General features: G+C 47.5%; 12 protein-coding genes. 6 read left to right on the top strand and 6 right to left on the bottom strand.

Going from position 1 to position 13,047, the window contains the following annotated elements; translation table 11 throughout:
- Positions 1 to 3: 3 nt before the first annotated feature.
- Complete coding sequence (mraY, locus tag NYE54_RS14195; RefSeq protein WP_339272563.1) at positions 4 to 954, top strand: phospho-N-acetylmuramoyl-pentapeptide-transferase; 951 nt, start codon at positions 4 to 6, stop codon at positions 952 to 954.
- Between the two features lie 87 nt (positions 955 to 1,041).
- On the opposite strand, the gene NYE54_RS14190 is transcribed toward mraY, so the two are convergent.
- Complete coding sequence (locus NYE54_RS14190; protein ID WP_339272561.1) at positions 1,042 to 1,989, bottom strand: phosphotransferase; 948 nt, start codon at positions 1,987 to 1,989, stop codon at positions 1,042 to 1,044.
- A gap of 50 nt (positions 1,990 to 2,039) precedes the next feature.
- Positions 2,040 to 2,723 (bottom strand): VOC family protein, encoded by a 684-nt coding sequence (locus NYE54_RS14185; RefSeq protein ID WP_339272559.1) that lies wholly within the window; start codon positions 2,721 to 2,723, stop codon positions 2,040 to 2,042.
- Between the two features lie 144 nt (positions 2,724 to 2,867).
- Here NYE54_RS14185 and NYE54_RS14180 point away from each other — a divergent pair, with 144 nt between their 5' ends.
- Complete coding sequence (locus NYE54_RS14180) at positions 2,868 to 3,737, top strand: LysR substrate-binding domain-containing protein (RefSeq protein ID WP_339272557.1); 870 nt, start codon at positions 2,868 to 2,870, stop codon at positions 3,735 to 3,737.
- 90 nt (positions 3,738 to 3,827) lie between these two features.
- On the opposite strand, the gene NYE54_RS14175 is transcribed toward NYE54_RS14180, so the two are convergent.
- Positions 3,828 to 4,142 (bottom strand): DUF1904 family protein, encoded by a 315-nt coding sequence (locus NYE54_RS14175; RefSeq protein ID WP_076321271.1) that lies wholly within the window; start codon positions 4,140 to 4,142, stop codon positions 3,828 to 3,830.
- Between the two features lie 238 nt (positions 4,143 to 4,380).
- Between NYE54_RS14175 and NYE54_RS14170 the strand changes: the two genes are divergently transcribed.
- Positions 4,381 to 5,292, top strand: coding sequence for an aminoglycoside phosphotransferase family protein (locus tag NYE54_RS14170; protein ID WP_339272555.1), 912 nt, complete (start codon positions 4,381 to 4,383; stop codon positions 5,290 to 5,292).
- A gap of 103 nt (positions 5,293 to 5,395) precedes the next feature.
- Here NYE54_RS14170 and NYE54_RS14165 read toward each other — a convergent pair whose 3' ends face one another.
- Complete coding sequence (locus NYE54_RS14165) at positions 5,396 to 5,797, bottom strand: hypothetical protein (RefSeq protein ID WP_339272553.1); 402 nt, start codon at positions 5,795 to 5,797, stop codon at positions 5,396 to 5,398.
- 222 nt (positions 5,798 to 6,019) lie between these two features.
- Here NYE54_RS14165 and NYE54_RS14160 point away from each other — a divergent pair, with 222 nt between their 5' ends.
- Positions 6,020 to 7,240: an RNA polymerase sigma factor gene (locus tag NYE54_RS14160; RefSeq protein ID WP_339272551.1), complete on the top strand. Its 1,221-nt coding sequence runs from the start codon at positions 6,020 to 6,022 to the stop codon at positions 7,238 to 7,240.
- 406 nt (positions 7,241 to 7,646) lie between these two features.
- On the opposite strand, the gene NYE54_RS14155 is transcribed toward NYE54_RS14160, so the two are convergent.
- Both NYE54_RS14155 and NYE54_RS14150 read right to left on the bottom strand, forming a co-directional pair.
- Entirely contained in the window at positions 7,647 to 8,189 is a 543-nt protein-coding gene (locus tag NYE54_RS14155; protein WP_076321266.1) for a VanZ family protein, read from the bottom strand.
- On the bottom strand, positions 8,186 to 9,088 hold the full coding sequence (locus NYE54_RS14150) for a M15 family metallopeptidase (RefSeq protein WP_339272550.1): 903 nt from the start codon (positions 9,086 to 9,088) through the stop codon (positions 8,186 to 8,188). The genes NYE54_RS14155 and NYE54_RS14150 overlap by 4 nt, the downstream gene beginning before the upstream one ends.
- Positions 9,089 to 9,274: 186 nt before the next feature.
- Between NYE54_RS14150 and NYE54_RS14145 the strand changes: the two genes are divergently transcribed.
- Entirely contained in the window at positions 9,275 to 11,011 is a 1,737-nt protein-coding gene (locus tag NYE54_RS14145; RefSeq protein WP_339272548.1) for an ABC transporter ATP-binding protein, read from the top strand.
- Positions 11,004 to 12,848 (top strand): ABC transporter ATP-binding protein, encoded by a 1,845-nt coding sequence (locus NYE54_RS14140; protein WP_339272547.1) that lies wholly within the window; start codon positions 11,004 to 11,006, stop codon positions 12,846 to 12,848. The genes NYE54_RS14145 and NYE54_RS14140 overlap by 8 nt, the downstream gene beginning before the upstream one ends.
- The last annotated feature ends 199 nt before the right edge of the window (positions 12,849 to 13,047 follow it).

Below are 13,047 nucleotides of genomic sequence, written 5' to 3'. Positions count from 1 at the left end.
GAGATGAATGGAATTCTGGGTGTAACCGGACTATCGTTCTTGCTGGTAACGCTGTTCACCCCCCTGCTTATCTGGGGATTGCGTACGTTAAAGCTTACGCAGCCAATCCGGACCGAGCTGCCTCCCGATCATCAGGCCAAACGCGGGACGCCGTTAATGGCAGGTCTTATATTGCTGATTGGCGTTGCGATGTCACTGCAATTTCAACCCGCGCCACTTACCGTTTTCTTATGCTCGACCTTTCTTTTGTTCAGTTTGATCGGATTTATGGATGACTTCAAAAAAGCTGCATGGCAGGACCCGTCCGGCATTTCCGGTCGCATGAAGCTTGTTTTTCAATTCCTGTTTACCGGCACATTACTGTATGTGCTGTTCCATTTCTTTTCACTGACAAGTGATATCCGACTCTTCAACGGGTTCCAACTCCATCTGCCGGTTAGCGTGTACGTCATCATCATGCTGCTATTCATTGTGGGTTCGGCGAATGCCATTAACTTTACCGACGGTTTGGACGGACTGTTGATCAATGTGGCCATACCCACCTACTTTTTCTTCTTCTTAATCTCCGAGAAACCGGAGGTTCAGATGTTCTCGCTGGTCATGATCGGCTGTCTGCTCGGCTTGCTGCTCTACAACATTTATCCGGCCCGGGCTTTTATGGGCGATACGGGATCCCTTGCCATTGGCGGTTCCCTTTCATTCTTAGCGGTGATCGAGAAGGTCGAAATTCTGATTCCGTTGCTGTTCATGATCTATTTGGCCGAGCAGCTCTCGGTTATCCTGCAGGTATGGTACTACAAACGGACCAAGCTGCGTCTGTTCCGAATGACCCCGATCCATTTCCACTTCAGTCTCAAGTACGGCTGGAGCGAGAACAAAATCGTGATGATCTTCGGTTTTGTCTCCTGGTTTATGGCTCTTCTCTGTTGGGTACTTGCAAAGTATGTGATGTGAAACACCGAAATAGACAAGCAAAAAAAGCCTCCTGGTAGGATTGAAGCGTGCTTCACTCCACTGGCTGGCTTTTTTTATGTATAAGGATCAGTCCCGATGGGAAGAAGCGATCTCTTCCAGCTCTTTTCTCAGACTCTGGAGCGTTAACGCACGCTCTTTGTCATGCTGGACATCGTAAAGCAGCTGCTCCATGAACTCCCAGACATCCTCCAATTTGCGTCTGCCTTGATAAAACTGCAACGCCTCAGCGTTTATTTCATAATGACTGTGCGTTTCTTTATAAACCCTCATAAATAGTTCAAAATAGGGCTCATCCACAAAAGACATCATATCCGCCTCAACCGGTGCCAACTTCAGTCCTTCCCAATCGATCAGCTTCAGTTGCTGCCCCGTAGACATCAGATTCCATCCATGTACGTCGGTATGGCATAATGCCATTCGCAGATCACGATTCTTCAGCGCTTCGGACAACTCTTCAACTTTAAGCATGATTTCCTTCAATCTATCGATATAAAGCAGCAGCACTTCCCCGAGGTCATACGGCAACTCCCCGTCCAGCGTGCTCTTTAGCTGCCCAAGAAACGGCACCGTGTAGTTTTCCGTCATGGCACTTGTCACAAGCGGAACCTCTTCCCCATAGCGATGGAGCTCTGCGATCATCTCCGCTAGCTGCCGTACCTGATCCTCTGTCAGTTCTTGATCGGCAATCGTGTCCCCAACGATATATTCATACAGCAGATAGATCCCTTCGTCATCCTCGCATTGACAACTGCCGTCCGTCGTGAGAATGGGGGCTGGAATCTTGCCCTTCAAACGGCTATGCTCTTCAAGCCACAGCAATATCGGCACGTAATCATCAATCAGCGCAGTCCACTTCGGGGTGGATGCACGGCTTTTCTCATATACTTTCAGGAAATAGGTATGTTTGACATCCCGTACCCTGAATGCCAGAGCAGCCCATCCACCCTGTTGTGGTGAAATTTCGGTATGCTCCAAGCCATAATAATCCTTCAACATGTTTTGTAAACGGTCCATGGGTCCTCCTATCAACCTTCTTATAAATCTTGGTGCTCCCTTTCACTTTATCATAACGATAGTGAAGATATGATATAAAGTCCATCATTCACGACAAGATGCTGTTCTTCAGGGGCTAGTCCCTGAATTGACACCACTGTCGGAAACATGCCGGGCTTAATGTGTACAGGGAACCAAGGCCGATGTTTATCAATGACTATCAACAACCCGTTCTCATCACCCATCGCTGCAAATTGTTTGCCATCACCTCTCCATAGCGATAAACCGAAGACTTCATGCAGTCGACGGATTTCTTCACGGACATCAACCACCGGAAGACCGATTTCGCTAATCGCTATAATATGCTTCGCATTGAAAGAATCTGCTTGCTCGTGAACCGTCGCATGATGAGCAATGAATTCAATCAAATTGCCGTCAGGATCATAAAAATAACAAGCCGATGCCGGCCAATCCTTAAATTCAAATGGTTGATTGCCATCTTGAGTAATCAGCTCGATCCCGTTATTCTCCAACCACTTCATGGCTTCGGATAATTGGTCAACGGCGATGGAGAAGGCAATATGATAAAAGGCGCGGGAGTCATGATCCTGAACAAATTCGACGGTTGAGCGACCGGCTTGGAGCTCCAATCGTTCATCCGCGTCCTTCTTGACTTCAAATTCCAAAAGATCTACATAGAATTTCTTGATCATAGCCAGCTGTTTCGTCTGTACTTCAACTTTCAATATATTCATATGGAACACCCCTTCTTCATTACTGTCTTGCTTGTAGTAACTGCGGTTAACTTGACCTCATTGTAGTTTTTCAATAATAATAGATCAATACTATATTTTCTATATAAACAATAGTTTATAACTATATAATACGGAGTGAATCGAATGGAGATTAGGCAGCTGCACTATTTTTTGATGCTGTGCAAGGAACTTCATTTTTCCGAAGCGGCACATAAACTGGGTATTTCCCAGCCCACCTTAAGTCAACAAATACGGGTATTGGAGGATGAAGTCGGGGTCCCGTTATTTGATCGCATGGGTAAAAAAAACGTTCAGACGGAAGCTGGAGCCATCCTGGAACACTATGCCCGACAGATGATTCAGCAAATGGAAAATGCAAAGAGAGCAATTGCGGACTTGACCCATTTAAACACAGGCCATTTACGGGTAGCCGTGCTTCCCTCCGATTTGGATTATCGGCTGACTTCATTGCTTGTTGAGTTTCACAAGGAGTTTCCGAATACCCAAGTGCAGATCATTCCTTCCATTGATATCGTGAACCAAGTGCTAAACAATGAGGTCGATATCGGGGTGGGTCTTGCCATCGAGCCTGACAGCCGGTTAAACCGCATACCTTTTTACACAGAAACCTATAGTCTCTATGTTCATGAACAACATTGTTTAGCCAGCCGTGAGCTAATAGAGCCTCAAGAACTGGAACGTATTCCATTTGTGATGTATCCGAATGGGTTTTATGGACGCGAACTGATCAACGCATGGTGCAAAGAGCAAGCGATTGAACTCAAGATCCTGATCGAGACCGGTTCGGTAACCTCTCTATTTCAGCTTGTGAGAGAAGGAATCGGTGCGACCATTCAACCAAGTCAACTGATTGACAGCTTTCAGTCCCTCAGTTTAAAGGCAGTTGCACTCAAACACCCTCCTTCCAGGGATTTGGAGATGTACTATCGCAATGACAAATATTTAAGTGCAGCAGCTCGTACGTTTATGAAACGGATGGAGAATTCCTTCTAGAATGGTTCTAGGCTTATGACAATGTTTTACCTCATATAAAAAAACAAGAATGCATCATCTGCATCCTTGTCTCGCCTGCAACGTCTTATTTTATTCTAATGGCCTGCCTTCTTTATAATAAAGATTCCGCTTAAGAATCACGAAGAAAATATGTACGTTCCGGTACCCGTGTTCCGACAAGATGTCGTGAATGCGGGCTGCGACAGCATCATGAATCTCCTGAGTTCTCTGGAACATGAGGATTTCCACGGATAACGGCGTATTGGTTATGATCTGATAAGGAAGCAGTTCGATCTTCACAATTTCCTGCGGTATTTGAACAATACCGGCAAATTCGGCAACGACCTGTGGTGTGATTTCTTCAAGAAAAACTTCGGTAAATCCTTTAAAGCGTAAATATGGCACTCTTATCCCTTCATTTCGTCAAATTATTGTCTTATAGATGTCCCCAAGTGACTTTTATCTCTCTTCTACTATACAATATTGTTATTGTGAAAGGAATCACTATGATTCAGATGCACATTTTCGCAGGTGAATTTCAATTATAGTTATCCTTTCAATTGCCCTTTACGGAGCATTTCCGTTAGACTTGATAACATCCGATTCATCATACGAGAAATTCATTATGGAGGTGAAGGTCATCATGGGCCGAAATCTATGGGATGCCGAATGGGAAGTAACCGAGCCGTTAGTCCGATTATTACTTAACCGTCAATTCCCCCAATTGTCCACCCTCAAGATCCAGGAGATTGGCAGCGGATGGGACAACACCGTTTATCGCGTTGGCGATGAGTATGTGTTTCGCTTCCCCCGAAGAAACATTGCCATAAATTTACTAAATACCGAAGCAAAAATCCTGCCTAAGCTTGCAAACTACATAACAGTACCTTATGCGAAACCCCTTTTCTTCGGAAAAGAAAGCGAAGAATATCCTGCACCTTTTCTGGGGTATACCTATCTTCCAGGGAAATTTCCGATTGGAATATCAGATGAAGCGCGGATGCAGTCGGCGGCAACGCTCGGCCGCTTCCTGAAGAACCTGCATGCATTTCCCGTAGAAATAGCACAGCAAGCGGGTGTATTGTCTGACCAGCGTAATCTGACCGATCTGGCCGGCCGGAAAGACAAAATGCTGAATCTCCTCTCCAATCTTACCCACTATATTACGCAGGCAGAGTTGAACGAAATTGCAGACTATTTGCGGGGCATCCACCTGGATCGGGCCAGGCATCAACATGTTCTAATCCACGGGGATCTCCATTTTAAAAACATGTTGGTCGATGATGCCGGCAAGCTTTCGGGCATTATTGATTGGGGTGACATAAACATTGGCCATCCTGCCTGTGACCTGAGTATCGTTTACAGCTTCCTGCCACCGGCCTCCAGAGAGGCTTTCTATGATATCTATGGCGAAGTGGATGAAGAAACCAAGATTCTGGCACGAATGATCGCCGTATATATCCCCATGTTAATATTTATCCAAGCCATCGACGAAAAAGATGAAGCCATTGCATTGGAAGCCAAATCGATTATTCAGCGTGCCATCGCCATGTAATGGTTCGATGGTTATGGTGTAATCATATTTCATGCAAAAAGAAGCTTGAAACCTTCAAGCTTCTTTTTCTTAGTCTCGTGATTTGCCAGACGCTTTTGTAACGTTATATTTTTAACATTCCCATTAATGGCATAATGGCTTTTATCACATTCATGCCCAGTGTAATGTGAGGCACGATTTGTCCCAAGAAGCCCAATCCGCCAACCGCCGCGACTCCTTCTCCTCGCTCAGCCCCTTCGACTGCCGGAGCGCTTGGAGGACCTCCAAACAAGTTGCTTAAAAATCCGGAGATTTGCGCTTTATCCCTGCTCCGAGCAATCGAAGCCGGCATATTTTTGTTAGCACGAAGTCCTGACAGCGTTACTTCCCGGCCTTGGATCTGATTCAGTTCTCCAATATAGTAGCTGCCGTCCTTCAGAACGACCACGACCGGTTGACCTACCCAATGCTGCGGAGGGCTCGATTTCGAAGCAATTCTGGACTTCCTTGCGCGTTTCGATGACATATTAGGATCACCTCGCTTCCCTGTTCATGATGATGACATCATATGCAGAGCCGTCTTTCATTCTTGTGCCTTTATAGGATGATTAATATAAATGCGTCAATAACCTAGATTTACCGGACCAGTCAACATATGTAAATTAGCAGAAATTATTTCCGCCAAATGTGGCTTTTTGACTCTCTCCGGTGTCTAATGAATTGTAAGGTCAAGAGGAGGTTCTTATCCGTGTCAAGAGCTCAAGACAATCTCCCTGTTTATCCGGATAACCAGGGAACCAAACGCACATTTGAAGATATGTATGATGAATACCGCCTGAGGATTCGCCATTATCTCGCACTGAAAGTGAATCCGATGGCTGCAGATGACTTAACACAACAAGTGTTCTTAAGGGCCATGGAGAACCTCGATAAGTTTAACGGGAACTCCAGTCTGTTCACCTGGATCTTCAAGATCGCCCAGAACACGGTTAAAAATGAATATCGAAGTATATCACGTAAACATGAGATGCCTTATGACTTTACAAGTTATGAATCACAGTCCATCTCCCTTGATTTTGCCAGATATGTTGATATTCGAATCGATATTAGCGCGGCACTTAAGCAGCTGAGTGGGCTTGATCAGCAGATTATATCCTTGCGATTCTTCGTGGATTGTACGCTGTCGGAAATATCCAGGATCGTGGGCATGCGCGAGAGTGCGGTGAAAAATCGATTGTACCGATCCTTAGAGAAGCTAAAGAAAGAATTAAAAGAATGGGGTGACATCACCATTATGTCAATTCTAGATTTGATATCCTTTGAAAGCAAAAGTGAAGCAAGTCATCGTCAGAGCCAAGTGCATCGGGACCTGTTTCAAGAACTAAAGAACAATGTAGAACAGATTGCAGCGAAATATAATCATCAGCCATCACACAAAATCGTAATTGAGATCTATCCCGATCTGCCAACATTCCATCAAGCCGTTGGAGAATCGGATGCACCTGACTGGTTCATGGGCACGTTCGATAACAACACGTTAAAAATCGTCTCACCCTTAAACCCGGGTCCCGAGCATACGTATCAATCGATCCTCCGGTCCACGCTGCACTTGTATACCATGTGGTTGATCAGCGACATCAACCCCCTTGCCCCCAAATGGATCCGGCAGGGCATTGGCGGGTACGAAGCGCAGCAAATGTCCGAAGATTTCATTCGAAGCACGACTTCGGCAGCCATCAGCAATCATGCAATTCCAAGCTTCGAGGATCTCAATGATGATTCCTGGGATTTCGGCAAAACGGGATTTCAGTTCTCCTATCTGATCGTTGAGTTCATCATTAAAAAATATGGGTTAGGTCCATTAAATCAATTGATTCGTATGCCCAATGGTTATCAAGAAATTTTCCGGATTTCCGAAGAAAAGCTTCATGAAGAGTGGGCGACAGCCCTCCAAGATCAGCTTGTTTAGGTCAAAAGAAACCCGGTCCTGGACCGGGTTTTCCACTATCTCCATACGTTTGCCATTCTCGTTATCCATACCGGCCCAGCACGACAAGGGAAATCACCTTTGTCTGCGGGTTATCCAGGTACATATTAGATCTTCCATGCCACATCTGTCTAAGGGGGGGTTATTAGCAGCCTCACGGCGGCCAACCGTCAAAACATACTTATTCTTTTGTTCCACCACTCCTTGGCGAGCTTCGGAAACGTCACCGACCGTATGATACCATGGCTCCCAGCCCTCTAAACCACGACCTTTTCCTACTACTCCCAATCACGTGTCACTTCAGGGACCTTATCCGGACAGCGGATGTCTTTAAACCGGGCATTTTACAGAACGGGTCGAGTTCCGGCCGGGTCGCGCGATTGCTTACTTATTCGTTCCCAGTTAAAGGCTTATCCGTTCTTCCTCTTCTCTCATCAGTAGGAAGAGTTGTTCCCGCTAAGGTGAGTTTAAGCACGAGAAACATGCCGTACCCAAGCACACCACCGGCCGTATTCAGGATTAAATCATCCACATCAAAACTTCCCATTGAAAAAAAGAGCTGGGAGCATTCCAGTCCCAGGCTCAACCCCAGGGATGTCGTGAAGGAGCCAATGAATCCGAGGAACTTGTTCCTAAGCATAAGACCGACGAATAGGCCATTGGGCATGAATATGGCGATATTGCCAAAGAGATTGACCACGTCATGCGTACTCGAAAGGTGCTTGATATTCATACGAATGGATTCAAAGGGCGTGAAATTGGCAAATTGCAATCGATTTTGTACATAATCCGGGATCTCAGTGGCTCGATGCAGCTGCTGCCACAGAACTGATATATCTACGGAACCGAACTTGAATAAAATCACCTTGAGTAAGACATAGAGATACAGCGCATATAGTAATACAAGCATCCATTTATACGATAATTTCATTCCTCATCATCCTTGTTTAGCAGTACCGTCACAATGATTCCGTCGATATTGTTTCCAGATATCTCATACTCACTTCCCGCCGGTATCTCAATCTCCATGTCTTTGGACGTCACGGGTACATACTTTATTTCGTATTCCTTCCCATCTACGGTTGTTCTATAGCTGGATTGTTCCTTCAGGTAATCCAAATATTCCTCCAATGTAAGATTCAGTTCCTTCATGATCATGCTGTGCGGCTGCCCAACATAACGAAAATGCCACGGTTCATACTGAATGCCTGTAATCTCTGTTTTGTCCTCAGGATATCGCAGAATGAATCCGTGCGCCCATGCATGCTCCTTCAGCCACTTCCCTTCGGGCGATCGATCAATCGACTGCTGCGTCGATCCGATATCCATCGAGAGCCCGAGATTATGTTCGCTGTAGCCTGGAGGCAAGGCGTAATCGGAACCTTTTTCACGATAAAGCTGTTCTTGCTCGCCCTCATCCCGATACCCACTGCTGATCATGAAGCGATTGATTCCGTCTTCTCCTGCGGCTTCAACCATATCACCGAATTTCTCTGCCACACTGCGCGATAACCGGATCGTGTTGTCCAGAACCACATAACCATGCATTAAGTCTTTATTCTCAAACAATGTTACGATATCCTTCGGCACCGCTCCCTGATCAAGCGGATGATCCTTGTTGACCAGGACCAAATTTCCACGTGTCACTTGTTCATCGGTTACACGGATCGTTTGCACAGCTGATGGAGGATTCGATTGCGTGTCGGAACCCGCTTTTGATTCCTGTCCATCTCTACTCTCTACCCTATCATTCACGTTAGGCGTCTCCGTCATTATCGACTCGCATCCGACCAACAGAAATATAACGAGCATGATCAAACCCTTTTTCAACTTCAACAACTCCCTCTAGCTTGGTTTATCCAGATTAATAAATAGAGTTTAAGGAAAAGTAGGGAAAAGATAAAGTTTTTCTTAAGAGATGCAAGTTGCGCTTATCCCTTTTCCCTTTGACAAGGTTGAAGCCTATGGCTTAACTTGGTATTTAGACTAAAAAGAATAAAGAAGGTGCCATTATTCTTGCTCAAATTATTTCGTTATTTACGTCCCCACTGGGCAGCGGCCCTGCTTGCGCCGCTGCTCATGCTGCTGGAGGTCGCCATGGATTTGCTTCAGCCCATTCTCATGGCCAGCATTATTGATCAAGGTGTCATGCAGAACGATACTTCACACATTCTCCATACAGGTCTTATCATGCTGGGTGCGGCTGCCATCGGGCTGCTTGGAGGTCTCGGATGTACGATCTATTCTTCCATTGCCTCGCAGCGTTTCGGCGCCGACCTGCGCCGGGATTTATTCCGCAAGGTTCAAACCCTCTCGTTCCGAAATCTGGACGACATCTCGACCGGTTCGCTTATCACCCGGCTGACGGGCGACATCGTTCAGCTTCAGACCATGGTCCAGATGCTGCTGCGCATCTTCGTTCGGTCTCCGTTTCTCGCGATTGGAAGCATTATTATGGCGGTGATCATTAGCCCCAAGCTTGCCATCATTCTGGCCATTGCCGTTCCATTGTTGTTCGTTGTGATGTTCTTCCTGATCCGCGCCACCCTCCCCTTATTCGCCACCGTTCAGAAGAAACTCGATAAGGTGAATACGGTCCTGAAGGAGAATTTTGCTGGCATCCGGGTATCCAAAGCATTCGTGCGAGCCGGCTATGAGAAGGATCGATTCCATCAAGCGAATACCGACTTCACGCAATTTTCGGTTAAAACACAACGGATCGTTGCGCTCAATATGCCCATCCTCACCATGATACTGAACATCAGTATCGTGGTTGTCCTATGGCTTGGCGGGAAGAACGCGATCGATGGCTCTTTCGAGGTGGGAAGCCTGGTAGCCTTTATCAACTATGTGACGCAGGTGCTATTCTCCGTATCCTCCGTCGCGATGATGCTGGTCCGAATCTCTACAGCCAAGGTTTCCGCTGATCGTATCCAGGAAGTCATGCATACGGAATCCGAGATTGTAAACGTTGCTCATCCGACAATGAATGTATGCAAGCAGGGAGAAATCGTATTTGACCAGGTGACTTTTTCCTATAAACCGGAAATACAGAAGCCCGTTTTACATAATATCAGTTTCAAGGTTCAGCCAGGGCAGACCGTCGCAATTATGGGAGCAACCGGTTCGGGAAAAACCTCGCTGGTATCCCTGCTCCCCCGCCTGTATGATGTAACATCCGGGCGGATATTCATCGATGGGACCGATGTGCGACAGATCGATTTATCGGCGTTACGCGAACGCATTGGCATCGTCCTTCAAGAATCCATCCTCTTCACCGGCACGATCCGGGACAATATCCGCTACGGGAAAGCGGATGCTTCCGATGAAGAAGTGATGGCAGCAGCTAAGGCTGCGCAGGCGCATGAATTCATTTCGTCCATGCCGGAAGGGTACGATACCGTGCTTGGACAAAGAGGCGTGAACCTCTCCGGCGGCCAGAAGCAGCGGATCTCCATTGCACGGGCATTATTGCTTCGCCCCGCCATTCTTATTCTTGACGACAGCACAAGCGCCATCGATATGGGGACGGAGTCCAGGCTTCAGAAAGAGTTAGCCCAGCTGATGAACGGTCGAACCTGCCTCATGATTGCCCAGCGGATCTCTTCCGTGATCGATGCCGATCTTATACTGCTGCTGGATGATGGAAAATTGGTAGCGGAGGGTACGCACAGCGAGCTGCTTGCTTCCTGTGAGTTATACCAGGATATTTATCAATCGCAATTCGGCAAGGAGGTGTCTTCCCATGGTTAAAGCGGATCAGGAAACCAAGCAAGGCCATGCGGACGCTCCGGACTTTAGCATGCGCGGCGGCAGCCCCATGCGTGGAATGACGATGGCCAAGGCGAAGCCCAAAAATACGATGGCAACGCTTCGCCGGATCTGGGGTTACATTCGTCCATTTAAGGGCGGTATGATCGCTGTTTTCCTATTCACGCTCATCGCGACGATTCTGTCCCTGGTGGCTCCTTTCCTGCTGGGAAATGCGGTGGATCATTACATCATTCCAGGAGATTTCGAGGGACTCATGGGGTTGTGTGCGGTGCTTCTTGCCTTTTACGCGGGTACCGCGCTCACGGCATGGCTACAACAGCATGTCATGGTTAAGGTCTCCCAGCTGTCTATTCAGGCCATGCGGAGGGATATTTTTGCAAGACTTCAAATTCTTCCGCTGCGATTCTTCGACAGCAAGACGCACGGCGAATTGATGAGCCGCACGACCAACGATATCGAGAACGTCTCCGGGACATTGAATCAGAGCGTAACCCAGCTAATCTCAAGCGTGCTGTCCCTGGTTGGATCGCTTGCCATCATGCTGTACCTCAACGTATGGCTGACGCTGCTCAGTATGGTGACCATTCCGCTTGTCATGCTGTTTACGAAGACGGTAGCAAGCCGGACAAGGAAGCATTTCTCCAAGCAGCAGAGCACGTTGGGGGAGCTTAATGGCTTTATCGAGGAAACCGTCTCGGGTCAGAAGGTTGTACAGGTATATCGCCGGGAGCGGCATGCCGCTGCGCAGTTCGATGTCATGAACAAGAAGCTGACCGATGCCAGTATTCAAGCTCAGATCTATTCGGGTACCGTCGGTCCGGTTATGAACGTGCTGAATAACGTCAGCTTTGCTTTAATTGCGGCGGTTGGCGGGTATATGGCATTCAAGGATTATACTACCGTGGGTGTTGTCGTTGCATTTCTGAACTACTCGAAGCAGTTTCAACGGCCGCTGAACGATCTGGCGAATCAATTCAACCTGGTGCAATCTGCTGTGGCTGGTGCTGAACGGGTCTTTGAGATTATCGATACCGAGTCCGAGTACCAAGACAATCAAGACGAGAATGCAGCGGATGACATGTATGGGGAGGTACAATTTGACCGTGTCTGCTTCAGTTATAAGGAGGGCGTCCCGATTCTGAAGGATGTATCACTCACCGCTCGGCCGGGCGAGACCATTGCGCTCGTCGGTCCGACAGGCGCCGGCAAAACCACCATCATCAATCTGCTCACCCGTTTCTATGAAATCGATTCTGGCGTCATCACCATTGATGGGGTAGACATCCGACAGCTTGATAAGGACAATCTTCGGAGCAAGCTGGGAATCGTGCTGCAGGATGCCTATGTATTCTCGGCATCGATTCGGGAGAACATCCGCTACGGCCGGCTTGATGCCTCGGACGAAGAGATCGAAACTGCCGCCAAGCTTGCCAATGCGCATGACTTCATTATGAAGTTGCCTGAAGGCTATGATACGCAGCTTCTCTCGGGTGGAGGCAACCTGAGCCAGGGCCAGCGGCAGCTCTTGACGATCGCGCGTGCGGTGCTTGCCGATCCGGTCATACTGATTCTGGACGAGGCTACCAGCAGCATCGATACGCGGACGGAGATGCATATTCAAACCGCCATGCGCACCCTGATGCAGGGCCGAACGAGCTTTGTCATCGCTCATCGTCTAAGCACGATCCGCGAGGCTGACCAGATTCTCGTCATGAATCAAGGCGGTATCGCGGAGCGTGGCACACACGAAGAACTGCTGGCCAAGCGCGGCTTTTATTACGAGTTATACAACAGCCAGTTTAAGTTAACCAGTTAAGATGGCCTTCGACATTTTTCTTACAGGCCGCTGACAACAAACAAGAGAGCGGGTTCCATGGAACCCGCTCTCTTGTTTTTCTGCTATAAGGATAAATGCTCTTGCGAACTGAGCGCAGTCTACCACACAACTTCCTTCCCCTTATAACTGCAGAGCAATATCTGAATCGGTATCAGTCTAAGACGAACACGGATTTTCT

The organism is Paenibacillus sp. FSL K6-1330 (assembly GCF_037976825.1).
GTDB lineage: Bacteria > Bacillota > Bacilli > Paenibacillales > Paenibacillaceae > Paenibacillus_AQ.
The sequence above is the reverse complement of the archived record's forward strand: the minus strand, read 5'-3'. Positions and strand labels throughout refer to the sequence as shown.

Bases quoted from the DNA above. Each gene is read 5' to 3' on its own strand.
- NYE54_RS14185 (WP_339272559.1), bottom strand. From the start codon at position 2,723: ATGAATATATTGAAAGTTGAAGTACAGACGAAACAGCTGGCTATGATC.
- NYE54_RS14165 (WP_339272553.1), bottom strand. From the start codon at position 5,797: ATGTCATCGAAACGCGCAAGGAAGTCCAGAATTGCTTCGAAATCGAGC.
- NYE54_RS14155 (WP_076321266.1), bottom strand. From the start codon at position 8,189: ATGAAATTATCGTATAAATGGATGCTTGTATTACTATATGCGCTGTAT.
- NYE54_RS14170 (WP_339272555.1), top strand. From the start codon at position 4,381: ATGGGCCGAAATCTATGGGATGCCGAATGGGAAGTAACCGAGCCGTTA.
- mraY (WP_339272563.1), top strand. From the start codon at position 4: ATGAATGGAATTCTGGGTGTAACCGGACTATCGTTCTTGCTGGTAACG.
- NYE54_RS14190 (WP_339272561.1), bottom strand. From the start codon at position 1,989: ATGGACCGTTTACAAAACATGTTGAAGGATTATTATGGCTTGGAGCAT.
- NYE54_RS14140 (WP_339272547.1), top strand. From the start codon at position 11,004: ATGGTTAAAGCGGATCAGGAAACCAAGCAAGGCCATGCGGACGCTCCG.
- NYE54_RS14180 (WP_339272557.1), top strand. From the start codon at position 2,868: ATGGAGATTAGGCAGCTGCACTATTTTTTGATGCTGTGCAAGGAACTT.